Annotated in this window: 27 protein-coding genes; all 27 read left to right on the top strand. The window is 62.6% G+C overall.

The genetic code is table 11. The features are described from left to right. Positions 1–11: 11 nt before the first annotated feature. The 27 genes from fliE to IF103_RS16585 all read left to right on the top strand — a co-directional run bounded on the left by fliE (position 12) and on the right by IF103_RS16585 (position 26,335). A complete protein-coding gene (fliE, locus tag IF103_RS16715; protein ID WP_023381530.1) occupies positions 12–344 on the top strand; it encodes a flagellar hook-basal body complex protein FliE in 333 nt (110 codons plus the stop codon). Positions 345–360: 16 nt separating this feature from the next. Further along, on the top strand, positions 361–2,139 hold the full coding sequence (fliF, locus tag IF103_RS16710) for a flagellar basal-body MS-ring/collar protein FliF (protein WP_027908240.1): 1,779 nt from the start codon (positions 361–363) through the stop codon (positions 2,137–2,139). After that, positions 2,132–3,151, top strand: a complete 1,020-nt coding sequence (fliG, locus tag IF103_RS16705; RefSeq protein ID WP_023381528.1) for a flagellar motor switch protein FliG — start codon at positions 2,132–2,134, stop codon at positions 3,149–3,151. The genes fliF and fliG overlap by 8 nt, the downstream gene beginning before the upstream one ends. Before the next feature lie 161 nt (positions 3,152–3,312). Beyond that, a complete protein-coding gene (gene fliH, locus IF103_RS16700; protein ID WP_023381527.1) occupies positions 3,313–4,074 on the top strand; it encodes a flagellar assembly protein FliH in 762 nt (253 codons plus the stop codon). Then, complete coding sequence (fliI, locus tag IF103_RS16695) at positions 4,064–5,422, top strand: flagellar protein export ATPase FliI (RefSeq protein ID WP_023381526.1); 1,359 nt, start codon at positions 4,064–4,066, stop codon at positions 5,420–5,422. The genes fliH and fliI overlap by 11 nt, the downstream gene beginning before the upstream one ends. 6 nt (positions 5,423–5,428) lie before the next feature. Next, positions 5,429–5,881 carry a flagellar export protein FliJ gene (gene fliJ / locus IF103_RS16690; protein WP_023381525.1) on the top strand — a complete coding sequence of 151 codons (453 nt, stop codon included), beginning with the start codon at positions 5,429–5,431 and terminating at the stop codon, positions 5,879–5,881. A gap of 132 nt (positions 5,882–6,013) precedes the next feature. Further along, the gene (locus IF103_RS16685; RefSeq protein WP_104881402.1) at positions 6,014–6,319 is read left to right on the top strand and encodes an STAS domain-containing protein; all 306 of its coding nucleotides are present in this window, start codon (positions 6,014–6,016) and stop codon (positions 6,317–6,319) included. 8 nt (positions 6,320–6,327) lie between these two features. After that, positions 6,328–8,019, top strand: coding sequence for a fused response regulator/phosphatase (locus IF103_RS16680; RefSeq protein ID WP_023381523.1), 1,692 nt, complete (start codon positions 6,328–6,330; stop codon positions 8,017–8,019). A 60-nt stretch (positions 8,020–8,079) separates the two neighbouring features. Further along, positions 8,080–8,427, top strand: a complete 348-nt coding sequence (locus tag IF103_RS16675; protein WP_027908243.1) for an Hpt domain-containing protein — start codon at positions 8,080–8,082, stop codon at positions 8,425–8,427. 72 nt (positions 8,428–8,499) lie between these two features. Further along, positions 8,500–9,819 carry a flagellar hook-length control protein FliK gene (locus IF103_RS16670; protein WP_202675498.1) on the top strand — a complete coding sequence of 440 codons (1,320 nt, stop codon included), beginning with the start codon at positions 8,500–8,502 and terminating at the stop codon, positions 9,817–9,819. A 298-nt stretch (positions 9,820–10,117) separates the two neighbouring features. After that, positions 10,118–10,615, top strand: a complete 498-nt coding sequence (fliL, locus tag IF103_RS16665) for a flagellar basal body-associated protein FliL (RefSeq protein WP_023381520.1) — start codon at positions 10,118–10,120, stop codon at positions 10,613–10,615. A 9-nt stretch (positions 10,616–10,624) separates the two neighbouring features. After that, the gene (gene fliM, locus IF103_RS16660) at positions 10,625–11,593 is read left to right on the top strand and encodes a flagellar motor switch protein FliM (RefSeq protein WP_023381519.1); all 969 of its coding nucleotides are present in this window, start codon (positions 10,625–10,627) and stop codon (positions 11,591–11,593) included. 47 nt (positions 11,594–11,640) lie between these two features. Further along, positions 11,641–12,105, top strand: coding sequence for a flagellar motor switch protein FliN (gene fliN, locus IF103_RS16655; protein WP_023381518.1), 465 nt, complete (start codon positions 11,641–11,643; stop codon positions 12,103–12,105). Positions 12,106–12,117: 12 nt separating this feature from the next. Then, on the top strand, positions 12,118–12,558 hold the full coding sequence (gene fliO, locus IF103_RS16650; RefSeq protein ID WP_041925711.1) for a flagellar biosynthetic protein FliO: 441 nt from the start codon (positions 12,118–12,120) through the stop codon (positions 12,556–12,558). Next, positions 12,558–13,325 carry a flagellar type III secretion system pore protein FliP gene (gene fliP, locus IF103_RS16645; RefSeq protein ID WP_023381516.1) on the top strand — a complete coding sequence of 256 codons (768 nt, stop codon included), beginning with the start codon at positions 12,558–12,560 and terminating at the stop codon, positions 13,323–13,325. The genes fliO and fliP overlap by 1 nt, the downstream gene beginning before the upstream one ends. A gap of 21 nt (positions 13,326–13,346) precedes the next feature. Further along, positions 13,347–13,616, top strand: coding sequence for a flagellar biosynthesis protein FliQ (gene fliQ, locus IF103_RS16640; RefSeq protein ID WP_023381515.1), 270 nt, complete (start codon positions 13,347–13,349; stop codon positions 13,614–13,616). Positions 13,617–13,623: 7 nt separating this feature from the next. After that, positions 13,624–14,400, top strand: coding sequence for a flagellar biosynthetic protein FliR (gene fliR, locus IF103_RS16635; protein WP_023381514.1), 777 nt, complete (start codon positions 13,624–13,626; stop codon positions 14,398–14,400). 2 nt (positions 14,401–14,402) lie between these two features. Next, entirely contained in the window at positions 14,403–15,545 is a 1,143-nt protein-coding gene (gene flhB / locus IF103_RS16630) for a flagellar biosynthesis protein FlhB (RefSeq protein WP_023381513.1), read from the top strand. 219 nt (positions 15,546–15,764) lie between these two features. Continuing rightward, positions 15,765–17,894 (top strand): flagellar biosynthesis protein FlhA, encoded by a 2,130-nt coding sequence (gene flhA, locus IF103_RS16625; protein ID WP_023381512.1) that lies wholly within the window; start codon positions 15,765–15,767, stop codon positions 17,892–17,894. 11 nt (positions 17,895–17,905) lie between these two features. After that, positions 17,906–19,213 carry a flagellar biosynthesis GTPase FlhF gene (gene flhF / locus IF103_RS16620; protein ID WP_023381511.1) on the top strand — a complete coding sequence of 436 codons (1,308 nt, stop codon included), beginning with the start codon at positions 17,906–17,908 and terminating at the stop codon, positions 19,211–19,213. Positions 19,214–19,306: 93 nt separating this feature from the next. Further along, complete coding sequence (gene fleN / locus IF103_RS16615) at positions 19,307–20,140, top strand: flagellar synthesis regulator FleN (protein ID WP_016393812.1); 834 nt, start codon at positions 19,307–19,309, stop codon at positions 20,138–20,140. Next, the gene (fliA, locus tag IF103_RS16610) at positions 20,137–20,877 is read left to right on the top strand and encodes an RNA polymerase sigma factor FliA (RefSeq protein WP_023381510.1); all 741 of its coding nucleotides are present in this window, start codon (positions 20,137–20,139) and stop codon (positions 20,875–20,877) included. Before fleN ends, fliA begins: the two co-directional genes overlap by 4 nt. A 103-nt stretch (positions 20,878–20,980) precedes the next feature. Next, entirely contained in the window at positions 20,981–21,355 is a 375-nt protein-coding gene (locus IF103_RS16605; RefSeq protein WP_104881405.1) for a chemotaxis response regulator CheY, read from the top strand. Positions 21,356–21,374: 19 nt separating this feature from the next. Then, on the top strand, positions 21,375–22,163 hold the full coding sequence (locus tag IF103_RS16600) for a protein phosphatase CheZ (protein ID WP_023381508.1): 789 nt from the start codon (positions 21,375–21,377) through the stop codon (positions 22,161–22,163). 12 nt (positions 22,164–22,175) lie between these two features. Further along, entirely contained in the window at positions 22,176–24,416 is a 2,241-nt protein-coding gene (locus IF103_RS16595) for a chemotaxis protein CheA (protein WP_202675497.1), read from the top strand. A gap of 45 nt (positions 24,417–24,461) precedes the next feature. Next, positions 24,462–25,595: a protein-glutamate methylesterase/protein-glutamine glutaminase gene (locus IF103_RS16590; protein WP_023381506.1), complete on the top strand. Its 1,134-nt coding sequence runs from the start codon at positions 24,462–24,464 to the stop codon at positions 25,593–25,595. After that, positions 25,595–26,335, top strand: coding sequence for a flagellar motor protein (locus IF103_RS16585; RefSeq protein ID WP_023381505.1), 741 nt, complete (start codon positions 25,595–25,597; stop codon positions 26,333–26,335). Before IF103_RS16590 ends, IF103_RS16585 begins: the two co-directional genes overlap by 1 nt. The last annotated feature ends 2 nt before the right edge of the window (positions 26,336–26,337 follow it).

Below are 26,337 nucleotides of genomic sequence, written 5' to 3'. Positions count from 1 at the left end.
GAGAGAAGTCCATGAGCCAAGGTGTTGAATTCAATCGTCTGATGTTGGACATGCGTGCCATGCAGGCCGAAGCCATGTCCGCGCCCAAGGCGTCGGTCGCCGCAGAGCTGGCGCCAGGCCAAAGCAGCTTCGCCGACATGCTCGGCCAGGCCATCAACAAGGTGCATGAGACCCAGCAGGCGTCCACCCAGCTGGCCAATGCCTTCGAGATCGGCAAGAGCGGCGTCGACCTGACCGACGTGATGATTGCTTCGCAGAAAGCCTCGGTGTCCTTCCAGGCCCTGACGCAGGTACGTAACAAGCTGGTTCAGTCGTACCAGGACATCATGCAGATGCCAGTTTAAGGACGGAAGTTAAGTCATGGCCGAAGCAGTCGTCGATAACGCCCCCGCCAAAAGTGGCCCGCCAGTGGCCAAGCCGCCGCTGTTCGGCATGGCGTTCCTGGAAAACATCTCGCAGATGCCCATGCTGCGTCAGGTCGGCCTGTTGGTCGGGCTGGCAGCCAGCGTGGCGATCGGCTTCGCCGTGGTGCTCTGGTCGCAACAGCCTGACTATCGTCCGTTGTACGGCAGCCTGGCCGGCATGGACACCAAGCAGGTCATGGACGTGCTGGCGGCTGCCGACATTCCCTACAACGTCGAGCCTAACTCCGGTGCGCTACTGGTCAAGGCCGACGACCTCTCCCGTGCGCGCCTGAAACTGGCTGCTGCCGGCGTGGCGCCAAGCGACGGTAATGTAGGCTTCGAGATTCTCGACAAAGAGCAAGGCCTGGGCACCAGCCAGTTCATGGAGGCCACTCGCTACCGCCGTGGCCTGGAAGGTGAGCTGGCGCGGACCATCTCCAGCCTGAACAATGTCAAAGCGGCGCGTGTGCACCTGGCGATCCCTAAAAGCTCGGTGTTCGTCCGTGACGAGCGCAAGCCAAGTGCGTCGGTACTGGTCGAGTTGTATCCAGGCCGTGCCCTGGAGGCGGGTCAGGTGATGGCCATCGTCAACCTGGTCGCCACTAGCGTACCGGAACTGGAAAAGTCGCAGGTCACCGTGGTCGACCAGAAGGGTAACCTGCTGTCCGACCAGTTGCAGGACACCGCCCTGACCATGGCCGGCAAGCAGTTCGACTACAGCCGCCGCATGGAAAGCATGCTGACCCAGCGCGTGCACAATATCCTGCAGCCGGTCCTGGGCAACGACCGCTACAAGGCCGAAGTGTCCGCTGACCTTGACTTCAGCGCGGTGGAGTCCACCTCCGAGCAGTTCAACCCGGACCAACCGGCGCTGCGCAGCGAGCAGTCGGTCAACGAGCAGCGCAGCAGCAGCCAGGGCCCGCAGGGTGTGCCGGGTGCGCTGAGCAATCAGCCGCCGGCAGGCGCCTCGGCGCCCGAGAATGCCACCGCTGCCGCACCCGCTGCCGGCGCCATCCAGCCGGGCCAGCCCCTGGTGGATGCCAATGGTCAGCAGATCATGGACCCGGCCACCGGCCAGCCGATGCTTGCGCCGTACCCGGCCGACAAGCGGCAGCAGACCACCAAGAACTTCGAACTTGACCGCTCCATCAGCCACACCCGTCAACAACAAGGTCGCCTGACCCGCCTGTCGGTGGCCGTGGTGGTCGACGACCAGGTCAAGGTCGACGCCGCCAGCGGCGAGAGCACCCGCACCCCCTGGGGGGCCGAGGACCTGGCGCGGTTCACCCGCCTGGTGCAGGACGCGGTAGGCTTCGACGCCAGCCGTGGCGACAGCGTGACCGTGATCAACGTACCGTTCGCTGCCGACCGTGGCGAAGAGATCGCCGACATCGCGTTCTACCAGCAGCCGTGGTTCTGGGACATCGTCAAGCAGGTCCTGGGTGTACTGTTCATCCTGGTGCTGGTGTTCGGCGTGCTGCGTCCGGTGCTCAACAATATTACCGGCGGCGGCAAGCAGGCTGCCACGGACAGCGACATGGAGCTGGGCGGCATGATCGGTCTGGATGGCGAGTTGGCCAACGACCGCGTCAGCTTGGGTGGCCCGAGCAGCATTCTGTTGCCAAGCCCTTCCGAAGGGTATGAGGCACAGCTCAACGCAATCAAGGGCCTGGTGGCCGAAGATCCGGGCCGTGTGGCTCAGGTCGTGAAAGAGTGGATTAACGCCGATGAGTGATAACCGAGCCGTTGCCGCCAAGCTGAGCCGCGTCGACAAAGCGGCCATTCTCCTGCTGTCCCTGGGCGAAACCGATGCCGCCCAGGTCCTGCGACACATGGGGCCCAAGGAAGTGCAGCGGGTCGGTGTGGCCATGGCGCAGATGGGCAATGTGCATCGCGAGCAGGTCGAGCAGGTGATGAGCGAGTTCGTCGACATCGTCGGCGACCAGACCAGCCTGGGGGTTGGCTCTGATGGCTACATCCGCAAGATGCTCAACCAGGCGCTGGGCGAAGACAAGGCCAACGGCCTGATCGACCGCATCCTGCTCGGTGGCAACACCAGCGGCCTGGACAGCCTCAAGTGGATGGAGCCGCGAGCCGTGGCCGACGTCATCCGCTACGAGCACCCGCAGATCCAGGCGATCGTGGTGGCCTACCTCGACCCCGACCAGGCTGGCGAAGTGCTGAGCAACTTCGACCACAAGGTGCGTCTGGACATCATCCTGCGTGTGTCGTCGCTCAACACCGTGCAGCCGGCGGCGCTTAAAGAGCTGAACCAGATCCTCGAGAAGCAGTTCTCGGGCAACTCCAACGCCGCGCGGACCACCTTGGGCGGTATCAAGCGTGCAGCCGACATCATGAACTTCCTCGACAGCTCCGTGGAAGGTGCACTGATGGACTCGATCCGCGAAATCGACAACGACCTGTCGGAGCAGATCGAAGACTTGATGTTCGTCTTCAACAACCTGGCCGATGTCGACGACCGGGGCATCCAGGCACTGTTGCGCGAGGTATCCTCCGACGTGCTGGTGGTGTCGCTCAAAGGCGCCGACGAGCGGGTCAAGGACAAGATCTTCAAGAACATGTCCAAGCGTGCGTCGGAGCTGCTGCGCGACGACCTGGAGGCCAAGGGCCCGGTGCGCGTCAGCGACGTGGAAACGGCGCAGAAGGAAATCCTCACCATTGCCCGTCGTATGGCCGAAGCCGGCGAGATCGTGCTTGGCGGCAAGGGCGCCGAGGAAATGATTTAAAAGGTTGCCGGTTCATGCTGGCTGGTGCTGCCCCTGTGGCGCGGGTTTATCCGCGAATGCACCAGGCCAGCCGATGAGGTTGCCCTTGCCGACGCATTCGCGGGTGAACCCGCGCCTGCAGCGAATGCATCGGCCGAACATGTTTTTGAGAATCTGACGGCATGTCCACCACTGAACACCCCAGCGACCTGATCCGCGCCCGCGACCTCGAGGGCGTCGATGTCTGGGCGTTGCCCAGCTTCGATCCGCAGCCCGAGCCAGAACCTGAACCCGAGCCAGAAATCATCGAGGAAGAGGTCGAAGAGGTGCCGCTGGAAGAAGTCCAGCCACTGACGCTCGAAGAACTCGAAGCGATCCGCCAGGAAGCCTACAACGAAGGTTTCGCCACCGGCGAGCGCGAAGGTTTTCACAGCACCCAGCTGAAGGTGCGCCAGGAGGCCGAAGAAGCCTTGTCGGCCAAGCTGGCGACCCTGGAGCAGTTGATGAGCAACCTGCTCGAGCCGATTGCCGAGCAGGACACGCAGATCGAAAAAAGCCTGGTGCACCTGGTCGCGCACATGACCCGGCAGGTGATCGGGCGCGAGCTGCACACCGACTCCAGCCAGATCACCCACGTGCTGCGCGAGGCGCTCAAACTGCTGCCCATGGGCGCCGACAACATCCGTATTCACCTCAATCCCCAGGACTTCGAGCTGGCCAAGGCCCTGCGCGAGCGACACGAGGAAAGCTGGAAGCTGCTGGAGGATGAGGGTCTGCTGCCGGGCGGCTGTCGTATCGAGACGGCCCACAGTCGCATCGACGCGACCATGGAGACTCGCATCGAGAAAGCGGTAGCGCAGCTGTTCGACCAGTTGCATGACCAGTCGCTGCATCCGGCGACGCCGGACCTCAGCATCGAGCTGGGCGACAACGATGCGCCTTGATCGCACCAGTTTCGGCAAGCGCATGGGCAGCTATGCCGAGGCGATCAAGCTGCCTGCCCAGCCGGTGGTCGAGGGCCGCCTGCTGCGAATGGTGGGGCTGACCCTGGAGGCCGAAGGCCTGCGCACTGCCGTGGGCAGTCGTTGCCTGGTGATCAATGACGACAGCTACCACCCGGTGCAGGTCGAAGCCGAGGTCATGGGCTTTGCCGGTAACAAGGTTTTCCTGATGCCAGTGGGCAGCATCGCGGGTATCGCCCCGGGGGCGCGGGTGGTGCCGCTGGATGACAGCGGACGGCTGCCCATGGGCATGAGCATGCTCGGCCGGGTGCTTGACGGCGCCGGTCGTGCGCTCGATGGCAAGGGCGGCATGAAGGCCGAAGACTGGGTGCCGATGGATGGCCCGGTGATCAACCCGCTGAACCGCGACCCCATCAGCCAGCCGCTGGATGTCGGTATCCGCAGCATCAACGGTCTGCTCACGGTCGGCCGTGGCCAGCGTCTTGGCTTGTTTGCCGGTACCGGTGTCGGTAAGTCGGTGCTGTTGGGCATGATGACCCGCTTTACCGAGGCCGAAATCATCGTGGTCGGGCTGATCGGCGAGCGGGGCCGCGAGGTGAAGGAGTTCATCGAGCACATCCTGGGCGAAGAAGGCCTCAAGCGCTCGGTAGTGGTGGCGTCACCCGCCGACGATGCCCCCCTGATGCGGTTGCGCGCCGCCATGTATTGCACCCGGATCGCCGAATACTTCCGTGACAAGGGCAAGAACGTCCTGTTGCTCATGGATTCGCTGACTCGCTTTGCCCAGGCCCAGCGGGAAATCGCCTTGGCCATCGGTGAGCCGCCGGCGACTCGCGGCTACCCGCCATCGGTATTCGCCAAGCTGCCCAAGTTAGTGGAACGGGCGGGTAACGGTGAGCCGGGTGGTGGCTCCATCACCGCGTTCTATACAGTGCTTTCCGAAGGCGATGACCAGCAGGATCCGATCGCCGACTCGGCGCGCGGCGTGCTGGACGGTCACTTCGTGCTATCGCGGCGCCTGGCGGAGGAGGGGCATTACCCGGCCATCGATATCGAAGCGTCCATCAGCCGGGTCATGCCCCAGGTGGTCGATGCTAACCATTTGCGCCAGGCGCAGAAGTTCAAGCAGTTGTGGTCGCGCCTGTCGCAAAGTCGCGACCTGATAAGCGTGGGCGCCTACGTGGCTGGCGGTGATCCTGAGACGGACCTGGCCATTGCCTTGCAGCCCAAGCTGGTGGATTTCCTGCGCCAGGGGCTGGACGAAAACGTCGGCATGACCCAGAGCCGCGAACAGCTGGGGATGATTTTCACGCCCCCGGCGGCCGGTTGATAGACCATGGCCTCCCCTAGCCGAGCCGCGCGCCTGGCGCCGGTGGTGGAAATGGCCGAAGAGGCCGAGCGCAAGGCTGCCCAGCGCCTTGGGCACTTCCAGCAACAAGTGGCCCAGGCCCAGGCCAAGCTGGCCGAGCTCGAAAGTTTCCGTGAGGGCTACCAGGCGCAGTGGATCAATCGCGGTGGCCAGGGTGTCAACGGCAGTTGGCTGGTGAACTATCAACGCTTCCTGGGGCAGCTTGAAACGGCCATGACCCAGCAGCGCCAGAGTCTCAACTGGCATCAGACCAACCTCAACAATGCCCGTGGTACCTGGCAGCAGGCCTATGCCCGAGTGGAAGGGCTGCGCAAGCTGGTCCAGCGGTACATGGACGAGGCGCGGCGGGCCGAGGACAAGCGTGAGCAGAGGCTGTTGGATGAGTTGTCGCAGCGGCTGCCAAGGCAGGGGCATTCGTAGGTGGTACCGGTCTTGTCGCCAGCAGGTCGGTGCCGGCGTGGGGCGCTGAAAAGACCGGGCGCCTTGCACCCCTTGCCAGTGGCTGCTAAACATTGAAGAGTTGCATTCGCCATCATCGAAGGAATCGCTAGCATGGCAGTCGAGAGTGATTTTTCGCAGGACGGAAAAAAACTGACGATCAAGATCAAGGGGCGCTTCGATTTCGGCAAGCATCAGGAATTCAGGGATGCTTACGAGCGCCAGGATCGTCGACCCGACTCGGTGGTCGTCGATCTCAAGGACGCTACCTACCTGGACAGTTCCGCGCTCGGCATGCTGCTGTTGCTGCGTGACCACGCCGGCGGCGACGAATCGGACGTGAGAGTAGTGCACGCCAGCGATGATGTGCGCAAGATTCTGGCGATCTCCAATTTCGAAAAACTGTTCAACATCAGTTGAGTGTCGCGATGGCGACTGATCAGGCGTTGACCGTGCTGGTGGCGGAGGACGGCGCGGCCGATCGTCTGCTGCTCGCGCAAATCGTCCGGCGCCAGGGGCACCAGGTGTTTACCGCTGAAAACGGAGAGCAGGCGGTGGCGCTGTTCATCGAGCGGCGACCGCAACTGGTGTTGCTCGATGCACTCATGCCGGTGATGGATGGCTTCGAGGCCGCGCGGCAGATCAAGGCCCTGGCGGGAGAGGCGTTGGTGCCGATCATCTTTCTCACCTCGTTGAGTGAGGAGGATGCCTTGGTGCGCTGCCTGGAGGCCGGGGGCGACGACTTCATGGCCAAACCGTACAGCGCGGTGATTCTCGGCGCCAAGATCCGAGCGATGGACCGCCTGCGTCGCCTGCAGGCCACGGTGCTTGAACAGCGCGACCAGATCGCCCGCCATCACCATCACCTGCTGAACGAACAGCGGGTCGCCAAGGCGGTGTTCGACAAGGTGGCGCACTCCGGCTGCCTGTCCGCTTCCAACATTCGCTACCTGCAATCGCCCTACGCTTTGTTCAATGGCGATTTGTTGCTGGCGGCCTTCACGCCTTCCGGTGACATGCATGTATTGCTGGGGGACTTCACCGGCCATGGCCTGCCCGCTGCCGTCGGCGCCATGCCACTGGCGGAGGTGTTCTATGGCATGACCGCCAAGGGCTATGGGCTGGCGCAGACCCTGCGCGAAATGAACGCCAAGCTCAAGCGTATCCTGCCAGTGGACATGTTCGCGTGCGTGCTGTTGCTCAGTCTCAGCGTGCAGCGCGGTTTGGTGGAAGTCTGGAACGGCGGTATGCCTGACGGTTACCGGTTGTCGGCCAGTGGCGAGGTGCTATCGGTGCTCAGCTCGCGTCACCTGCCGCTCGGCATTCTGGCTCCAGAGCGTTTCGACGACAGTACCGAAGTGCTTCCGCTAGCGCCGGGCGAGCGCTTGTTGCTGCTCTCCGATGGCGTGGTCGATACGGCCGATGACCAAGAGCGTCTGTTCGGTGTGCAGCGCCTGCGTCAGGTGCTGGCCGACAACCGTGACCCCAGCCTGCTGTTCGAAGAGGTCATGCAGGCGCTCAAACGCTTTGGCGGACGGCCCAGGGATGACATCAGTCTGTGCGACATCCGCATGTTCGCCCCAGGCGAGAAGGTGCCTGCGCCGACGTTGTACTCTGACAGCGGGCGTTCCAGTCCTTTGGACTGGTCGTTGGGGTTCGAGCTGCGGGGTGAAAGCCTCAAGCGGTTCAATCCGGTGCCATACCTGGTCCAATTGCTGCAAGAGATCCATGGCCTTCGGCCCAGTACCGGTCGTTTGCACAGCGTGCTCAGTGAGCTGTATTCGAATGCCCTGGAACATGGTGTGCTGGGCCTGGATTCGCGGCTCAAACGTGATGTTCAGGGTTTTGCCAACTATTATCAGGAACGCGCCCGGCGATTGGCTTCGTTGGTCGAAGGCCATGTGCGGATCGACCTGCGGGTTGAACCGCTGGAGCGTGGCGGGCGTCTGACCATTGAAGTGCGTGACACTGGCGCGGGCTTCGATGTTTGCCAGGTGTTGTCCCGCACGCCCCAGGAGCAGGGGCTCAGCGGTCGCGGCCTGGGGCTGGTGCAGCGGCTGGGTGACAGTGCCCAATGGATCGAGGGTGGGCGTTGCGCGCGGGTCTGCTTCGACTGGTAAGCCCAATGGTGGGTCGTGGGACGGCTCAGGCATAATCCAGCTTGATCAAGGAGTGAACAAGTGACTGACATGCATATTGACTTCAAGGTGCTCAGCGATTTGCAGGAGGTCATGGAAGATGGCTACCTGCAATTGCTGGAGACTTTCCTGGAAGACTCCGAACGACGGTTGAGCCAGCTGCACGAGGCCAAGAATGCCCATGAGCTCGGTATTGCAGCTCACAGCTTCAAGGGCAGTAGCAGCAACATGGGCGCGGTCGGCCTGGCGAGCTTGTGCCATGAGCTGGAAGAGCGGGTCAGGCAGCAGCCGTTGTATGGCATCGAAGACCTGATCAATCGAATCGACCAGGAATACCTGGAGGTTCAACGCTTCTATCGTGGTGAGCGCGCGCGCGTTTCCGCCGGTTGAATTGCGACTTGGCGCGAGTTTTGCCTGTCTTTGCCCAGACGTTTTTTTTGTATTCGGCGCGGAGACCTCTCGATGCCTGTCGCATCCAATCCTTTGTTGCAAGCCAACGCCGTGGGCAAGCCGTCGCGCGGGGTCGACAAGTCGCCGCAGGCGGCGGGCGGGCAGGGCGGCGGCTTTGACCAGGTGATGGCCAAGCAGGGCCGTGACACCGTGCCTGCCCGAGATGACAAGGCTGCGGCAGCCAAGCCGAAGGACAAGCCTGAGGCGACCCAGGACGGCAAGAAAGAAACTGCCGACAAGCCAGGTGTTGCCGATGGCGGCAATAAATTGCCAGCGGACGATCAAAGCCAGGCCGGTGCTAATGTCGATGCCGAGGCGAATGCTGCGCCAGTCAATGATTTGAGCGTGCTGGACGCGAGCCTGGTCGCTGGCCAGGTCACCGACGCACAGCCAGGCGCGCAACTGATCCAGGCCCAGGCAGAAGCGGTGGCACCGGTGCTGCAGGCTGCGGCGCAGCCTGTCAAACCGCAGCTGGTCAGCCCATTGCCGGAAGAACCAGAGATGCAAGCGTTCGATCCAGAGGTCGACCCGCTGGCCAACTTGCCGACCCTGCGCCTGGCCCTTGAGCAGAGCGCGCAGGCCAAAGGCACGGTGTCGGCACATGCCGCCCCGGCTGCCGATGCGTCTCAGGCGCAGAGTGATGATGGTCAGGTGGCCGTCAATACCTTGGCGAACATGGTCGAGAAGCCGGAGGCTGACAGCGGGCAGTCGGAAACCGGTGAGAAGGCATTCAGTGCACTGCTCGAAGACGGGTTGAAAGACACCAAGGGCGCCAGCAGTGATACCCGTGTGGACGATTTTGCCAACCGCCTGGCCAACCTGACCCAGGCCGCCACGGCCAAGACCGCCAATGCGGTGCCGGTGACCAGCAGCCCGCTGCACCAGCCGCTGGCCATGCACCAGAGCGCCTGGACCGAAGGTTTGGTGAACCGGGTCATGTACCTGTCCAGCCAGAATCTCAAGTCGGCGGATATCCAGCTGGAACCTGCTGAGCTGGGGCGCTTGGACATTCGCGTCAATGTGGCGGCGGACCAGTCGACCCAGGTGACCTTCATCAGTGGCCATGCCGGCGTGCGTGATGCATTGGACAGTCAGGTGCACCGTTTGCGCGAGCTGTTCGCCCAGCAGGGGCTGGCGCAACCGGATGTGAACGTGGCCGACCAGTCGCGTGGGCAGCAGCAACAGCAGGCTCAGCAGCAGGGGTCGCAGTTGTCCGGGGTCGCGGCGCGGCGTGGCCAGGGTGGCGCTGAGCAAGGTGAGATTGCCGAGGCTTCACGCCCGGTTGAGCAGCAGGTTGTCATCGGCGACAGTGCGGTCGACTACTACGCCTGAGGGTTGTGGTGGGGTGAGGTCGAGCGCCGCCCGCGCGGCGCATCGTGAGCAAGGCTCGCTCCTGCAGACGCACGCGTTATCGCGCCGAGTACCAAAGCGGTCGCGCGCACATCCCACAGGAATCATGGGTCCGAAACAAACGTAGGGGCGAGCCTTGCTGGCGATGCGCCGCGCGGGCGGCGCTCGATCTCCATCCCCCGTCTGGCATCCGTCATGCCCGCTATGTCAAATCTGGCATAACACTTGCTCAAGCCACGTCATCCTCATTTGAAACCCTGATGGACGACGGATTATTGGCATGGCGAAGAGCGACGCAGTGAAAGACCCCGCCTCTAAAGGCAAACTCAAGTTGATCTTGCTGCTGGTGCTGGCCTTGCTGCTGGCGGTTGGCCTGTCTGTAGGTGCCACCTGGTTCATCATGCACAAGAGCGAACCCGCACCGGCCGCCGAGCCGACCGCGAGCAACATCAAGCCTGCCGCGATCTACGAGCCACTGGCCCCTGCCTTTGTCGTCAACTTCAACCAGAACGGCCGCCAGCGCTACATGCAGGTGAGCATCACCATGCAAGGTCGCAACCAGGCAGACCTGGATGCACTGAAGGTGCACATGCCGGTGATCCGCAACAACCTGGTGATGATGTTCTCCGGACAGGGCTTCGACACGTTGGCCGGCAGCCCCGTGGGGCAGGAGATGCTGCGCCAGAAAGCCACCGCGGTGGTGCAGGAAGTTGCCCAGAAGGAAGTCGGCAAACCGGTCGTCGACCAGTTGCTGTTCACCAATTTCGTATTGCAGTAGGAGTCCGCAATGGCCGTACAGGACCTGCTGTCCCAGGATGAAATCGACGCCCTGTTGCATGGCGTCGACGATGGGCTGGTACAGACCGAGAGCGCTGCCGAGCCCGGCAGCATCAAGAGCTACGATCTGACCAGCCAGGATCGGATCGTCCGTGGTCGCATGCCGACCCTGGAAATGATCAACGAGCGCTTTGCCCGCTACACCCGCATCAGCATGTTCAACCTGCTGCGCCGCTCGGCTGACGTGGCCGTCGGTGGCGTGCAGGTGATGAAGTTCGGCGAGTACGTGCATTCGCTGTACGTGCCTACCAGCCTGAACCTGGTGAAGATCAAGCCGTTGCGTGGCACCTCGTTGTTCATTCTCGACGCCAAGCTGGTATTCAAGCTGGTGGACAACTTCTTCGGTGGTGACGGTCGTCACGCCAAGATCGAGGGCCGTGAATTCACGCCGACCGAGCTGCGCGTGGTCCGCATGGTGCTGGACCAGTGCTTCGTCGACCTCAAGGAAGCCTGGCAGGCGATCATGCCGGTCAACTTCGAGTACATCAACTCGGAGGTCAACCCGGCCATGGCCAACATCGTCGGCCCGAGCGAGGCGGTGGTGGTGTCGACCTTCCATATCGAACTGGACGGTGGCGGCGGCGATTTGCACGTGACCATGCCTTATTCGATGATCGAGCCGGTGCGCGAGATGCTCGACGCCGGTTTCCAATCCGATCTGGACGACCAGGACGAGCGCTGGGTCAAGGCCTTGCGCGAAGACGTGCTCGATGTGTCCGTGCCATTGAGCGCCACGGTTGCCCGTCGCCAGTTGAAGTTGCGCGATGTGCTGCACATGCAGCCCGGTGACGTCATTCCGGTGGAACTGCCTGAACACCTGGTGCTGCGTGCCAATGGCGTGCCGTCGTTCAAGGCCCGCTTGGGCTCGCACAAAGGCAACCTGGCACTGCAGATCATCGACCCGATCGAGCGCCGCTGAAGGCGCGTCGGTCGCTCTCCACGAATTGAATGCCTGTCGAGGACATCATGGCTAACGAAAACGAGATCACCTCCCCAGAAGATCAGGCCCTGGCCGATGAGTGGGCTGCTGCCCTGGAGCAGTCCGGCGACGCCGGTCAGGCCGACATCGACGCCTTGCTCGGCGGCGACAGCGGCAACGGTGGCGCCGGTCGCCTGCCGATGGAGGAGTTCGCCAGCTCGCCCAAACCCAAGGAGAACGTCAGCCTGGACGGCCCGAACCTGGATGTGATCCTGGATATTCCGGTGAGCATTTCGATGGAAGTGGGCAGCACCGAAATCAACATCCGCAACCTGCTGCAGCTCAACCAGGGGTCTGTGATCGAACTCGACCGCCTGGCCGGTGAGCCGCTCGACGTGCTGGTCAATGGCACGCTGATCGCCCATGGCGAGGTGGTCGTGGTCAACGAGAAGTTCGGCATTCGCCTGACCGACGTGATCAGCCCCAGCGAACGTATCAAGAAGCTGCGCTGAGTGAAGGGCATGATGCGGGCTGTCATGGCCCTAGCCACCTTGCTCGCCAGCGAGGTGGCGATTGCCGCGGCAACGCCGACCCCTGTATCGCCAGCGGCTGCCGCGCCCGGTAGCCTGGGTGGTCAACTGGCACAGATGGTATTCGGCCTGTTGCTGGTGGTTGGCCTGATCTTCTTTCTGGCCTGGCTGCTGCGACGCCTGCAGGGCGCTGCGCCCAGGGGCGGGCAGGTGATCGAGATCGTCGGCAGTCGTTCCATCGGTCCGCGTGACCGGCTGTTGTTGGTGCAGATTGGCAAGGAACAGGTGCTGATCGGCCACAGCCCCGGCAGCATCGAAACCTTGCATGTCATGGCCGAACCTGTGGATGTGCCCGCTGACGCACGTGCGGCGGCACCCGAGTTTGCCCAGCGCCTTCTGGAGCTGATGGGCAAGGATCAGAAGGACAAGAAGTGATGACCGGCGCACTGCGCTTACTGTTGAGCATTCTGTTGCCAGTGGCGCTGCTGCTGGCTGCGCCATTGGCCGTGGCAGCCGACCCGCTGTCGATTCCGGCCATCACCCTGTCCAACACCCCTGACGGGCAGCAGGAGTATTCGGTCAGCCTGCAGATCCTGCTGATCATGACGGCGCTGAGCTTCATTCCAGCGTTCGTCATCCTGATGACCAGCTTCACCCGGATCATCATCGTCTTCTCCATCTTGCGCCAGGCCCTGGGCCTGCAGCAGACGCCGTCCAACCAGGTGCTGACGGGCATGGCGCTGTTCTTGACCCTGTTCATCATGGCGCCCGTGTTCGACCGGGTGAACAAGGATGCCCTGCAGCCTTACCTGGCCGAGCAGATGACTGCTCAGCAGGCCATCGACAAGGCCCAGGGGCCGCTCAAGGACTTCATGCTGGCACAGACCCGGCAGAGCGACCTGGACCTGTTCATGCGCCTGTCCAAGCGGACCGACATCGCAGGCCCCGACCAGGTGCCGCTGACCATTTTGGTGCCAGCCTTCGTCACCTCCGAGCTCAAGACCGCGTTCCAGATCGGCTTCATGATCTTCATCCCGTTCCTGATCATCGACATGGTGGTCGCCAGCGTGCTGATGGCCATGGGTATGATGATGCTGTCGCCGCTGATCATTTCGTTGCCGTTCAAGATCATGCTGTTCGTGCTGGTCGACGGCTGGGCGCTGATCATGGGCACACTGGCCGGCAGTTTCGGCGGCGTCTGACGCTGTCAAGGAGAGTCTTGCATGACCCCAGAAGTAGCCGTCGACCTGTTTCGCGATGCCCTCTGGCTAACCACGCTGATGGTTGCCGTGTTGGTGGTGCCGAGCCTGTTGGTCGGCCTGGTGGTGGCGATGTTCCAGGCTGCCACCCAGATCAACGAACAGACCCTGAGCTTCCTGCCGCGCCTGCTGGTGATGCTGGTGACGCTGATCGTCGCCGGGCCATGGCTGGTGCAGAAGTTCATGGAGTACATCACCGGCCTGTACTCCAGCATTCCGCAACTGATCGGGTGAGGCAGGCATGCTGGAGCTGACCGACGCGCAGATCGGCACTTGGGTCGCCACCTTCGTCCTGCCACTGTTTCGCGTGACGGCCGTGCTGATGACCATGCCGATCTTCGGCACGCGGATGCTGCCGGCGCGGGTGCGTCTTTACGCTGCCTTGGCCATCACCGTGGTGATCGTCCCGGGTCTGCCGCCGCTGCCTGAATTCGACCCTTTGAGCCTTCGTGGCCTGCTGCTGTGTGGCGAGCAGATCATTGTCGGTGCGTTGTTCGGTTTCTCATTGCAGTTGTTGTTCCAGGCATTCGTGATCGCCGGTCAGATCATTGCGATCCAGATGGGTATGGCCTTCGCGTCGATGGTGGACCCGGCCAACGGCGTCAACGTAGCGGTGGTCAGCCAGTTCATGACCATGCTGGTGAGTGTGTTGTTCCTGGTGATGAACGGCCACCTGGTGGTGTTCGAGGTCTTGACCGAGAGCTTCACCACCTTGCCGGTGGGCAACGCGCTGGTCGTCACTCATTTCTGGGAAATGGCTGGCCGGCTGGGCTGGGTGTTCGGTGCGGGTTTGTTGCTGATCCTGCCGGCAATCGCCGCCTTGTTGGTGGTGAACATCGCCTTCGGCGTGATGACCCGTGCCGCGCCGCAGTTGAACATCTTTTCCATCGGCTTCCCACTCACCTTGGTGCTGGGTATGGGTATTTTCTGGGTGGGTCTAGCCGATATTCTTTCCCACTACCAGGCATTGGCCAGCGAAGCGCTGCAATGGCTGCGTGAGCTGGCAAGGGCGCGCTGAGCATGGCTGAGAGCGAGAGCGGTCAGGACAAGACAGAAGAACCCACCGACAAGCGCAAGCGCGACGCGCGCGAAAAAGGTGAGATTGCCCGTTCCAAGGAACTGAACACCGTGGCCGTGACCCTGGCCGGGGCCGGCGGATTGTTGGCGTTCGGCGGCTACATGGCCGAGACCTTGCTCGAAATGATGCGCCTGAACTTCAGCCTGACCCGCGAGGTGATCGTCGATGAGCGTTCGATGGGCGCGTTTCTGCTGGCCTCGGGCAAGATGGCGATCTGGGCGAGCCAGCCGGTGTTGATTCTGTTGTTCGTCATCTCGTTCGTCGCGCCCATTGCCCTGGGCGGGTTCCTGTTCTCCGGCAGCCTGCTGCAACCCAAGTTCAGCCGAATGAACCCGTTGGCGGGGATCAAGCGGATGTTCTCGATGCATGCGCTTACCGAATTACTCAAGGCGATTGCCAAGTTTTTCGTGATCCTGGTCGTGGCGCTGCTGGTATTGGCGTCTGACCGCCAGGCCTTGCTGTCGATTGCCAACGAGCCGCTGGACCAGGCGATCATCCATAGCGTTCAGGTGGTGGGGTGGAGTGCCTTGTGGATGGCGGCGGGGTTATTGCTGATCGCCGCGGTCGACGTGCCGTTCCAGCTGTACCAGACGCACAAGAAATTGAAGATGACCAAGCAGGAAGTGCGGGACGAGTACAAGGACACCGAAGGCAAGCCGGAGGTGAAGCAGCGTATCCGTCAGCTGCAGCGGGAGATATCGCAGCGGCGCATGATGGCGGCGGTGCCAGAGGCTGACGTGATCATCACCAACCCGACGCACTATGCGGTGGCCTTGCAGTACGACCCCGAGAAGGGTGGAGTAGCGCCCTTGCTGGTGGCCAAGGGTACTGATTTCGTTGCCTTGAAGATTCGTGAGATCGGTATCGAGCACAAGGTGCAGATCCTTGAGTCGCCCGCTCTGGCCCGAGCCATTTACTACTCTACCGAGCTTGAGCAGGAGATCCCTGCAGGGTTGTACCTGGCGGTCGCGCAGGTGTTGGCCTATGTATTCCAGATCCGCCAGTACCGTGCGGGCAAGGGCAAGCGGCCGGATCCGCTCAAGGACGACCTGCCGATTCCGCCGGACCTGCGGCGCGATAGCTGAGCTGGGATTGGTGATGGGACTGGGAGTGAGGTCGAGCGCTGTCCCGCCCCTGCGTTTCTAGGCACCGTGCTCCGCGATGCACCGCGCGGGCGGCGCTGGGTCCTAAAAACGCTGAATTCCCCGAGCCATAGGCAAAACCCGCAAAGTTGGAAAGCTTCTTGCAAAGCCACGCCCAAGCGCCCCCTTGGGCGTCAAAGTTTTGCTTGAAGAGGAATCGCGGTGGATCGCACTCAGTTAATCAGCAACGCCCGCAACAACCTGGCCGGTCTCGGTCGGGGCAACCTGGGCGTGCCGCTGCTGTTGCTGGTGATGTTGGCAATGATGATGTTGCCGATCCCGCCGTTCCTGCTCGACGTGTTCTTCACCTTCAACATCGCATTGTCGATCGTCGTGCTGCTGGTCTGCGTCTACGCCCTGCGCCCGCTCGACTTTGCCGCGTTCCCCACCATTCTGCTGGTCGCCACGCTGCTGCGCCTGGCGCTCAACGTCGCTTCCACCCGGGTGGTCATGCTCCACGGCCAGGAGGGACATGGCGCTGCCGGTAAGGTGATCCAGGCCTTCGGCGAAGTGGTGATCGGTGGTAACTATGTGGTCGGTGCGGTGGTGTTCGCCATCCTCATGATCATCAACTTCGTGGTGGTGACCAAGGGTGCCGGGCGTATCTCCGAAGTCAGCGCGCGTTTTACCCTGGACGCGATGCCCGGCAAACAGATGGCCATCGACGCCGACCTCAACGCCGGCCTGATCGACCAGGCCCAGGCCAAGGCGCGCCGCGCCGAGGTGGCGCAGGAGGCCGAGTTCTATGGCTCGATGGACGGTGCCAGCAAGTTCGTGCGCGGCGACGCCATCGCCGGTCTGCTGATCCTGTTCATCAACCTGATCGGCGGCATGCTGATCGGTATGCTGCAGCATGGCATGTCGTTCGGCGACGCCGGCAAGGTGTACGCCCTGCTGACCATCGGTGACGGTTTGGTGGCGCAGCTGCCATCACTGCTGCTGTCCACGGCGGCGGCGATCATGGTTACCCGTGCCTCGGGCTCCGAGGACATGGGCAAGTTGATCAACCGGCAGATGTTCGATTCGCCCAAGGCCCTGGCGGTTTCCGGTGCGTTGATGATCGTCATGGGCCTGGTCCCGGGCATGCCGCACATCGCCTTCCTCAGCCTCGGGCTGCTGGCAGGCGGGGGTGCCTATCTGGTGTGGAAGAAGCAGCAGAAGGCCAAGATCAAGGCCCAGGAAGAGGTGCAGCGTCAACAGGACCTGCTGCCGTCGCCGCAGCGTGCACTGGAGACCAAGGAACTGGGCTGGGACGATGTCACGCCCATCGACATGATCGGCCTGGAAGTCGGCTATCGGTTGATTCCGCTGGTCGACCGCAACCAGGGTGGCCAGTTGTTGGCGCGGATCAAGGGCGTGCGCAAGAAGCTCTCCCAGGACCTGGGCTTTCTCATGCCTACCGTGCATATTCGCGACAACCTGGACCTGCAGCCCAGCGCCTACCGCCTGACGCTGATGGGGGTGATCCTGGCCGAAGCCGAGATCTACCCGGACCGCGAACTGGCCATCAACCCCGGTCAGGTGTTCGGGACGCTCAATGGTATCGCCGCACGTGACCCGGCATTCGGCCTGGAAGCGGTGTGGATCGACATCGGCCAGCGTGCCCAGGCGCAGTCGCTGGGCTACACCGTGGTGGACGCCAGTACCGTGGTCGCCACCCATCTCAACCAGATCCTGCAGAAACATTGCCACGAGCTGATCGGCCACGAGGAAGTCCAGCAGCTCTTGCAGGTGTTGGCCAAGGCATCGCCTAAACTTGCCGAGGAGTTGGTCCCGGGTGTCATTTCCTTGTCGGGGTTGCTCAAGGTCCTGCAGGCATTACTTTCCGAGCAGGTGCCGGTGCGTGACATTCGCAGTATTGCCGAGGCCATCGCCAACAATGCCAGCAAGAGTCAAGATACCGCCGCATTGGTGGCTGCAGTGCGCGTCGGATTGTGTCGCGCCATCGTGCAAAGCATTGTCGGCGTTGAGTCCGAGCTGCCTGTCATCACCCTTGAGCCAAGGTTGGAACAGATTTTGCTCAATAGTCTGCAAAGGGCCGGACAAGGTCAGGAAGACGGTGTTCTTCTGGAACCGAGCATGGCCGAAAAGCTGCAGCGTTCGTTGATCGAAGCTGCCCAGCGCCAAGAGATGCAAGGCCTGCCGGCCATCCTCCTGGTAGCGGGCCCGATCCGAGCCATGCTGTCGCGCTTCGGTCGTCTGGCTGTACCGAATTTGCATGTTCTGGCGTATCAGGAAATACCGGATAACAAGCAAGTCACCATCGTTGCCACTGTGGGCCCTAACGGCTGAGGTAGTGGGTTATGCAAGTTAAGCGTTTTTTCGCCGCCGATATGCGTCAGGCCATGAAGCTGGTCCGGGATGAGCTTGGCTCCGATGCCGCCATCATCGGTAACCGCCGTATTGCCGGTGGTGTCGAACTGACGGCTGCGCTGGACTACAAACTGTCGGCCCTGGCTCCGCGTGTGCCCAATGCCGAGCTTGAGCAAGAGCTGCGCAAGACGCAGTCGCGCATTGCCAACGTCCAGGCTGAGCTGGACAACCGTGATGACACAGCCGAAGGCAATCGCCAATTGTTCGCCGGGCAGTCGTTGACTGCCTCGGAGCCTTTGATCGAGCCTCACGTCGACATGCCGGCCCCTGCCGCGGCACCTGCGCCGGCGCCGGTCGACCCGCGTTTGTTCGATGCCATGCGCTCGGAGCTGTCGGGGCTGCGCGAGCTGCTGGAAGTGCAGCTTGGCTCGCTGGCCTGGAGCCAGTTGCAGGGCAGCAAGCCGCAGCAGGCCAACCTCTGGCGTCGACTGCAGCGTATTGGCCTGTCCGGTCCGATCGCTCGCGAGCTGCTGGATCTGACGGGCGAAATCGAAGAGCCGCGCCAGGCTTGGCGCATGCTGCTGGCGCACTTGGCACGGATGATCGAAGTGCCCGAGGTCGAGCCGATTGAGGAGGGCGGTGTCATCGCCATGGTCGGCCCGGCCGGCATGGGCAAGACCACCACCCTGGCCAAGCTGGCCGCCCGCTACGTGCTCAAGTACGGCCCGCAGAACCTGGCGCTGGTGAGCATGGACAGCTTCCGTATCGGCGCGCAGGAGCAGCTCAAGACCTTGGGTCGTATCCTCAATGTACCGGTGACCTACGTCGATCCAGGCCAGTCGCTGGCCCAGGCGCTGGAGCCGCTGTTGCGCAAGCGCGTGGTGTTGATCGACACCGCCGGCCTGCAAGCCAGCGACCCGGCCCTGCGCATGCAACTGGAAACCCTGGCCGGTCGTGGCATTGCCGCCAAGAACTACCTGGTATTGGCAACCACCAGCCAGAAGCAGGTGCTGACCGCCGCCTACCACAGCTACAAGCGCTGCGGGCTGGCCGGTTGTATCCTGACCAAACTCGATGAAACGGCCAGCCTCGGTGATGTGCTGAGCCTTGCCATCAGTCATGAACTGCCCGTGGCCTACCTTACCGATGGCCCGCGCATTCCTGACGACCTGCACCTGCCGCGCGCGCACCAGTTGGTCAGCCGCGCGGTCAGTGTGCAGTTGCAGGACGAGCCCAGCGAAGAGGCCATGGCCGACATGTTCGCTGATCTCTATCACAACCCTCGGCGAGCGGGTTGATGATGCAGCGTGTGCACAGTACCTACACCAAGGGGCCCGCAGAATTGCCTCCCGTGGGGTTTGGGTCCAAGCGAGACAAGGTAAACAACAGACATGGGTAGCATGCATCCCGTACAGGTGATCGCCGTAACCGGTGGCAAAGGTGGCGTCGGCAAGACTAACGTTTCAGTGAACCTGTCCCTGGCGCTGGCTGAGCTTGGTCGGCGGGTCATGCTGCTGGACGCCGACCTGGGCCTTGCCAATGTCGACGTACTGCTGGGCCTGACGCCCAAGCGCACCCTGGCCGATGTAATCGAGGGGCGTTGCGAGCTGCGCGATGTCCTGCTGCAAGGCCCAGGCGGTGTGCGGATCGTGCCAGCGGCCTCAGGCACGCAGAGCATGGTGCACCTGGCGCCTGCCCAGCATGCAGGGCTTATCCAGGCATTCAGCGAGATCGGCGACAACCTCGACGTGCTGGTGATCGACACTGCTGCGGGTATTGGTGACTCGGTAGTCAGCTTCGTGCGCGCCGCCCAGGAAGTGCTGCTGGTGGTGTGTGACGAGCCGACCTCGATCACCGACGCCTACGCGCTGATCAAGCTGCTCAACCGTGACTACGGCATGAACCGTTTCCGTGTGCTGGCCAACATGGCGCAGAGCCCGCAGGAAGGGCGCAATCTGTTCGCCAAGTTGACCAAGGTCACCGATCGCTTCCTTGACGTCGCCCTACAATACGTCGGCGCCGTGCCGTATGACGAATGCGTGCGCAAGGCAGTTCAGAAACAGCGCGCCGTGTATGAAGCCTTCCCGCGGTCCAAGTGCGCCCTGGCGTTCAAGGCCATTGCGCAGAAGGTCGACAGCTGGCCGCTGCCGGCCAACCCCCGCGGGCACCTGGAATTCTTCGTCGAGCGTCTGGTGCAGCCCACCAGCGCAGGGCCGGTCCTATGAACGCGAGCGGTTTCAAGATGTACAGCAGGGCGTCCAAGGATGCCCAGTACGAACTGGTGGAGCGGTATGCGCCACTGGTCAAACGCATCGCCTACCACCTGCTGGCCCGTCTGCCAGCCAATGTCCAGGTGGAGGACCTGATCCAGGCCGGCATGATCGGCCTCCTGGAAGTGGCCAACAAATACGACGCCAGCAAGGGCGCAAGCTTCGAAACCTATGCGGGTATTCGAATCCGTGGCGCGATGCTCGACGAGGTGCGCAAGGGCGATTGGGCGCCGCGTTCCGTGCACCGAAACACGCGCATGGTCAGTGACGCGATGCGGTCTGTTGAAGCCAGAACAGGTCGCGACGCTAAAGATCACGAAGTTGCTGCCGAACTTCAATTGAGTCTCGATGATTACTACGGGATTTTGAACGATACCCTGGGCAGTCGCCTGTTCAGCTTCGACGACCTGTTGCAGGACGGCGAGCACGAAGGGTTGCACGAGGATGGCGCCAGCGGCCAGATCGAGCCGTCGCGCGATCTGGAGGACGAACGCTTCCAGGCTGCCCTGACCGATGCGATCGCCAACTTGCCGGAGCGTGAGCGGCTGGTGCTGGCGCTGTACTACGACGAAGAGCTGAACCTCAAGGAAATCGGTGAGGTGCTTGGGGTCAGCGAATCGCGTGTCAGCCAGCTGCACAGCCAATGCGCGGCGCGCCTGCGCAGTCGTCTTGGGGAATGGCGGGCACGTTGAGCCTGGGGTCGTTGCAGTCGTTTCACGTTGTACCGAATTGATTGAATGCGTGCTCGGGGCCGAGCGCGTTTGAGACTGCTTGGAGGTCTAATTGAACAAAGACATGAAAATCCTCATCGTTGACGACTTTTCGACGATGCGGCGGATCATCAAGAACCTGTTGCGTGATCTGGGTTTCACCAATACCGATGAAGCCGACGACGGCACCACGGCGCTGCCGATGCTCGAAAGTGGCCATTACGATTTCCTGGTGACCGACTGGAACATGCCGGGCATGTCCGGAATCGACCTGTTGCGCAAAGTGCGCGCCCATGATCGCCTCAAGGGTATGCCGGTGCTGATGGTGACCGCCGAAGCCAAGCGCGACCAGATCATCGAAGCGGCCCAGGCCGGCGTCAATGGCTACGTGGTCAAGCCTTTCACTGCCCAAGTGCTCAAGGAAAAGATCGAGAAAATCTTCGAGCGCGTTAACGGCTGAGGCACGTAAGGGGGGCGCCATGGAACCATCACATACGTCTTTGGGCGAGTTCGAATCGACCCTGAAGAAACATGCCGAGGAGTTGGTCGAGAGCCTGGAACGGGGACGTTTCGGCGATGCGGTGCAGCTGATCCATCAGCTGAACCAGACCCGCGACCGTGGCTTGTATCAGGAAGTCGGCAAGCTCACCCGCGAGCTGCACAGCGCGATCGTCAGCTTCCAGATCGACCCGCGCATGCCGCAGGCCGAGGAGGTCTCGCAGATCACCGACGCCACCGAGCGCCTGTCCTACGTGGTCAAACTCACCGAGGGTGCGGCCAACCGCACCATGGACCTGGTGGAGCAGAGCACGCCGGTACTCAACGAGCTGTCCGCCGAGGCCCAGGCCCTGAGCGTTGACTGGCAACGGTTCATGCGCCGCGAGGTGGCAGCACCGGAGTTTCGTGAGCTGGTCAAGCGCGTCGACAGTTTCCTGACGCATAGCGCCGACGGGAACCGCAAGGTCGCCGGCCACCTCAACGATATCTTGCTGGCTCAGGACTATCAGGACCTGACCGGCCAGGTGATCAAGCGGGTAACCGCGCTGGTCACCGAAGTAGAAAGCAATCTGCTCAAGCTCGTGCTGATGGCCAGTCAGGTCGACCGTTTTGCCGGTATCGAACATGACCACCAGCAGCTGCGCGCTGAAAAAGATCAAGAAAAACATCCAACCCGGGGTGAAGGTCCGCAGATTCATGCCGATAAGCGTGAAGACGTCGTGTCCGGTCAGGACGATGTCGATGATCTGCTGTCCAGTCTGGGTTTTTAGGGAGCACGTTTAATGAGCTTCGGCGCCGATGAAGAAATCCTTCAGGATTTCCTGGTAGAAGCCGGCGAAATTCTTGAGCAACTGTCCGAGCAACTGGTCGAGCTGGAAAGCCGGCCTGACGATGCTGACCTGCTCAATGCGATCTTTCGCGGTTTTCACACTGTAAAAGGGGGCGCCGGCTTCCTTCAGCTCAATGAGCTGGTGGAGTGCTGCCATATCGCGGAGAACGTGTTCGACATCCTGCGCAAAGGTGAGCGCCGGGTCGATGCGGAACTGATGGACGTGGTCCTGGAAGCCCTGGACACGGTCAACAGCATGTTCGGCCAGGTGCGCGAGCGCAGCGAGATCACGCCAGCCACGCCTGAACTGCTGGCGGCGCTCTCGCGCTTGGCCGAGCCGGCCGGGGCCGAGGTCGCCGCGCCGGTGGTCGAAGCCGCGCCGGTGGCCGAACAGGCCGTCGCCGAAGCCGATATCACCGACACCGAATTCGAACAACTGCTCGACTCGCTCGATGCCGTGAAAGCCCAGGCCGAGGCCGCTTCCGAGCAGCTGCAGGGCGAAACGCTGACCGGCAGTGGCGATGAAATCACCGATGCCGAATTCGAATCGTTGCTCGATCAGTTGCACGGCAAGGGCCAGTTCTCGCCCGAGCTCGCCGCCACCGAGCCGCAAGCGGCGGCCAGCGCACCGGCGAGCGATGAAATCACCGACGAAGAATTCGAGTCGCTGCTCGATCAGTTGCACGGCAAAGGCTCGTTCCAGGCCGACGCTTTGCCTTCGGCAGCCGCGCCCGCAGCCCAGCCCCCAGCGGCATCGGCAACTGCCAGCGGTGACGAGATCAGCGAACACGAGTTCGAAGCGCTGCTCGATCAGTTGCACGGCAAAGGCAAGTTCTCGGGTGAAAGCGTCGCCGCAGAGGCACCTGCCGCTGTCGCAGCGCCGGTAGCGGCCAAGGCCGAGAGCCAGCCGGCAGCCAAGCCGGCCCCGGCTGCTGCGCCCGTCGCTGCACCTGCGGCGGCCGCCAAGCCTGCAGCCCCTGCCCGCAGCCCAGCGCCTGCCGCCGACAAGCATGCGGCCAGCGAAGCGGAGACCACCGTGCGGGTCGACACGGCGCGTCTGGACGAGATCATGAACATGGTCGGCGAACTGGTACTGGTGCGTAACCGCTTGGTGCGCCTGGGCCTCAATAGCGGCGACGAAGCCATGTCCAAGGCCGTGTCGAACCTCGACGTGGTCACCGCCGACTTGCAGACCGCGGTCATGAAAACCCGCATGCAGCCGATCAAGAAAGTCTTCGGCCGCTTCCCGCGCCTGGTCCGTGACCTGGCTCGCCAGCTCAAGAAAGAGATCAACCTGGAGCTGGTCGGCGAAGAGACCGACCTGGACAAGAACCTGGTCGAGGCCCTGGCCGATCCGTTGGTGCACCTGGTGCGCAACGCCGTCGACCACGGCGTGGAAATGCCCGACGAACGCGAGGCCGCAGGCAAGGCCCGGACCGGCCGGGTGGTGTTGTCCGCCGAGCAGGAAGGCGACCACATCCTGCTGTCGATTTCCGATGACGGCAAGGGCATGGACCCGAGCATCCTGCGTGCCAAGGCCGTGGAAAAGGGCCTGATGGACAAAGACGCGGCCGATCGCCTGAGCGAGTCGGACTGCTACAACCTGATCTTCGCCCCAGGCTTCTCGACCAAGACCGAGATCTCCGACGTGTCCGGCCGTGGCGTGGGCATGGACGTGGTGAAGACCAAGATTTCCCAGCTCAACGGCTCGATCAACATCTTCTCGGCCAAGGGCCAGGGCTCGAAGATCGTCATCAAGGTGCCGCTGACCCTGGCGATCATGCCGACCCTGATGGTGATGCTGGGCAACCAGGCGTTCGCCTTCCCGTTGGTCAACGTCAACGAGATCTTCCACCTCGACCTGTCGCGTACCAACGTGGTCGACGGCCAGGAAGTGGTGATCGTGCGCGACAAGGCATTGCCGCTGTTCTACCTCAAGCGCTGGCTGGTCCAGGACCAGGTGCACGAGGAGCAGCGCGAAGGCCATGTGGTGATTCTTTCGGTCGGTACTCAACGTATCGGCTTCGTGGTCGACCAGTTGGTGGGCCAGGAAGAGGTGGTGATCAAGCCGCTGGGCAAGATGCTGCAGGGCACACCGGGCATGTCCGGTGCCACCATCACCGGTGACGGGCGCATTGCGCTGATTCTCGACGTTCCGAGCATGCTCAAGCGTTACGCCGCCCGGCGTTATTGATTTCGGTGGCGCCGCCTGGCGGTTGCGCCACCTAATGGAGTGTTTATGGCAGTCAAGGTCCTGGTGGTGGATGATTCCGGTTTCTTCCGCCGCCGCGTTTCGGAAATCCTTTCGGCGGACCCGACGATCCAGGTCGTCGGTACCGCGACCAACGGCAGGGAAGCGATCGACCAGGCACTGGCGCTCAAACCCGATGTCATCACCATGGACTATGAAATGCCCATGATGGATGGCATCACCGCGGTACGGCACATCATGCAGCGTTGCCCGACGCCGGTGTTGATGTTCTCCTCGCTGACCCACGAAGGCGCCCGGGTTACCCTCGACGCGCTGGATGCTGGCGCGGTGGATTACCTGCCGAAGAATTTCGAAGACATTTCCCGCAATCCGGAAAAGGTCAAGCAACTGCTCTGCGAGAAGGTCCATACCATCTCGCGCAGCAACCGCCGCCTTGGCAGCTACGCAAGCCAGGTGCCGGTCACCGCGCCAGCCCCAGCAGCCATTGGCCACGCGCCAACCAGCAGTCTTGCCAGCCCCACGCCGGCACGTCCCGCTGCGCCAGTCCGTCCAGCCGCGACGGCACCCGCAGCTGCCCATTCGCCAGCGCCCAAGCGCAAGCCCTACAAGCTGGTCGCCATCGGCACCTCCACCGGTGGACCGGTCGCGCTGCAGCGGGTGTTGACCCAGCTGCCGGCCAGCTTCCCGGCACCGATCGTGCTGATCCAGCACATGCCGGCCGCCTTCACCAAGGCGTTCGCCGAACGTCTGGACAAGCTGTGCAAGATCAGCGTCAAAGAGGCCGAGGACGGCGACATGCTGCGCCCAGGCCTGGCTCTGCTGGCCCCAGGCGGCAAGCAGATGATGATCGACGGACGTGGCACGGTGAAGATCCTGCCGGGCGACGAGCGTCTGAACTACAAGCCCTGCGTGGACATCACCTTCGGTTCGGCGGCCAAGTCCTATGGCGACAAGGTGCTCTCCGTGGTGCTCACCGGCATGGGTGCCGACGGTCGCGAAGGGGCGCGCCTGCTCAAGCAGGGCGGCAGCACGGTGTGGGCCCAGGATGAAGCCAGCTGCGTGATCTATGGCATGCCAATGGCCATCGTCAAGGCCAATCTGGCTGATGCGGTGTACAGCCTGGATGAGATCGGCAAGCACTTGGTCGAGGCCTGCGTCTGATGGATGTTCTAAGCCTGATCGGCCTGATCCTGGCCTTCGTCGCCATTGTCGGCGGCAACTTCCTCGAAGGTGGCCATGTTGGTGCCCTGCTCAACGGCCCGGCGGCGCTGATCGTGTTGGGCGGCACCCTGGCGGCGGCGTTGCTGCAGTCGCCATTGTCGGCATTCAAGCGGGCGCTGCAGATCCTGCGCTGGATTTTCTTCCCGCCTCGGGTCGACCTGCCTGGCGGTATCGACCGTGTGGTGAACTGGAGCCTGACCGCGCGCAAGGAGGGCCTGCTGGGCCTGGAAGGCGTGGCTGATGCCGAGCCGGACCCTTATGCCCGCAAAGGGTTGCAGCTGTTGGTGGATGGCGCCGAGCCCGAGTCGATCCGCAGCATCCTGGAGGTGGACTTCCTGACCCAGGAAAGCCGCGATATCCAGGCCGCCAAGGTCTACGAAAGCATGGGTGGCTATGCGCCGACCATCGGTATCATCGGTGCGGTGATGGGCCTGATCCATGTAATGGGCAACTTGGCCGACCCGTCGCAGCTGGGCAATGGCATCGCGGTCGCGTTCGTCGCGACGATCTACGGTGTGGCCAGCGCCAACCTGATCCTGTTGCCGATCGCCAACAAGCTCAAGTCCATCGTCATGCGTCAGTCGCGCTATCGCGAGATGCTGCTCGAAGGCTTGCTGTCGATTGCCGAAGGTGAAAACCCACGCTCCATCGAGCTGAAGCTGCAAGGCTTCATGGAGTAACC

The organism is Pseudomonas sp. SK2 (genome assembly GCF_016772395.1).
Taxonomy (GTDB): Bacteria; Pseudomonadota; Gammaproteobacteria; order Pseudomonadales; family Pseudomonadaceae; genus Aquipseudomonas; species Aquipseudomonas taiwanensis.
The sequence above is the reverse complement of the archived record's forward strand: the minus strand, read 5'-3'. Positions and strand labels throughout refer to the sequence as shown.

Bases quoted from the DNA above. Each gene is read 5' to 3' on its own strand.
- fliG (WP_023381528.1), top strand. From the start codon at position 2,132: ATGAGTGATAACCGAGCCGTTGCCGCCAAGCTGAGCCGCGTCGACAAA.
- fleN (WP_016393812.1), top strand. From the start codon at position 19,307: ATGGGTAGCATGCATCCCGTACAGGTGATCGCCGTAACCGGTGGCAAA.
- flhB (WP_023381513.1), top strand. From the start codon at position 14,403: ATGGCTGAGAGCGAGAGCGGTCAGGACAAGACAGAAGAACCCACCGAC.
- IF103_RS16680 (WP_023381523.1), top strand. From the start codon at position 6,328: ATGGCGACTGATCAGGCGTTGACCGTGCTGGTGGCGGAGGACGGCGCG.
- fliJ (WP_023381525.1), top strand. From the start codon at position 5,429: ATGGCCTCCCCTAGCCGAGCCGCGCGCCTGGCGCCGGTGGTGGAAATG.
- flhF (WP_023381511.1), top strand. From the start codon at position 17,906: ATGCAAGTTAAGCGTTTTTTCGCCGCCGATATGCGTCAGGCCATGAAG.
- fliP (WP_023381516.1), top strand. From the start codon at position 12,558: ATGACCGGCGCACTGCGCTTACTGTTGAGCATTCTGTTGCCAGTGGCG.
- IF103_RS16670 (WP_202675498.1), top strand. From the start codon at position 8,500: ATGCCTGTCGCATCCAATCCTTTGTTGCAAGCCAACGCCGTGGGCAAG.
- fliH (WP_023381527.1), top strand. From the start codon at position 3,313: ATGTCCACCACTGAACACCCCAGCGACCTGATCCGCGCCCGCGACCTC.
- IF103_RS16600 (WP_023381508.1), top strand. From the start codon at position 21,375: ATGGAACCATCACATACGTCTTTGGGCGAGTTCGAATCGACCCTGAAG.
- fliE (WP_023381530.1), top strand. From the start codon at position 12: ATGAGCCAAGGTGTTGAATTCAATCGTCTGATGTTGGACATGCGTGCC.
- fliQ (WP_023381515.1), top strand. From the start codon at position 13,347: ATGACCCCAGAAGTAGCCGTCGACCTGTTTCGCGATGCCCTCTGGCTA.
- fliI (WP_023381526.1), top strand. From the start codon at position 4,064: ATGCGCCTTGATCGCACCAGTTTCGGCAAGCGCATGGGCAGCTATGCC.
- IF103_RS16585 (WP_023381505.1), top strand. From the start codon at position 25,595: ATGGATGTTCTAAGCCTGATCGGCCTGATCCTGGCCTTCGTCGCCATT.
- fliO (WP_041925711.1), top strand. From the start codon at position 12,118: ATGCGGGCTGTCATGGCCCTAGCCACCTTGCTCGCCAGCGAGGTGGCG.
- fliA (WP_023381510.1), top strand. From the start codon at position 20,137: ATGAACGCGAGCGGTTTCAAGATGTACAGCAGGGCGTCCAAGGATGCC.
- IF103_RS16590 (WP_023381506.1), top strand. From the start codon at position 24,462: ATGGCAGTCAAGGTCCTGGTGGTGGATGATTCCGGTTTCTTCCGCCGC.
- fliF (WP_027908240.1), top strand. From the start codon at position 361: ATGGCCGAAGCAGTCGTCGATAACGCCCCCGCCAAAAGTGGCCCGCCA.
- fliN (WP_023381518.1), top strand. From the start codon at position 11,641: ATGGCTAACGAAAACGAGATCACCTCCCCAGAAGATCAGGCCCTGGCC.
- fliL (WP_023381520.1), top strand. From the start codon at position 10,118: ATGGCGAAGAGCGACGCAGTGAAAGACCCCGCCTCTAAAGGCAAACTC.
- IF103_RS16685 (WP_104881402.1), top strand. From the start codon at position 6,014: ATGGCAGTCGAGAGTGATTTTTCGCAGGACGGAAAAAAACTGACGATC.
- IF103_RS16605 (WP_104881405.1), top strand. From the start codon at position 20,981: ATGAAAATCCTCATCGTTGACGACTTTTCGACGATGCGGCGGATCATC.
- IF103_RS16595 (WP_202675497.1), top strand. From the start codon at position 22,176: ATGAGCTTCGGCGCCGATGAAGAAATCCTTCAGGATTTCCTGGTAGAA.
- fliR (WP_023381514.1), top strand. From the start codon at position 13,624: ATGCTGGAGCTGACCGACGCGCAGATCGGCACTTGGGTCGCCACCTTC.
- fliM (WP_023381519.1), top strand. From the start codon at position 10,625: ATGGCCGTACAGGACCTGCTGTCCCAGGATGAAATCGACGCCCTGTTG.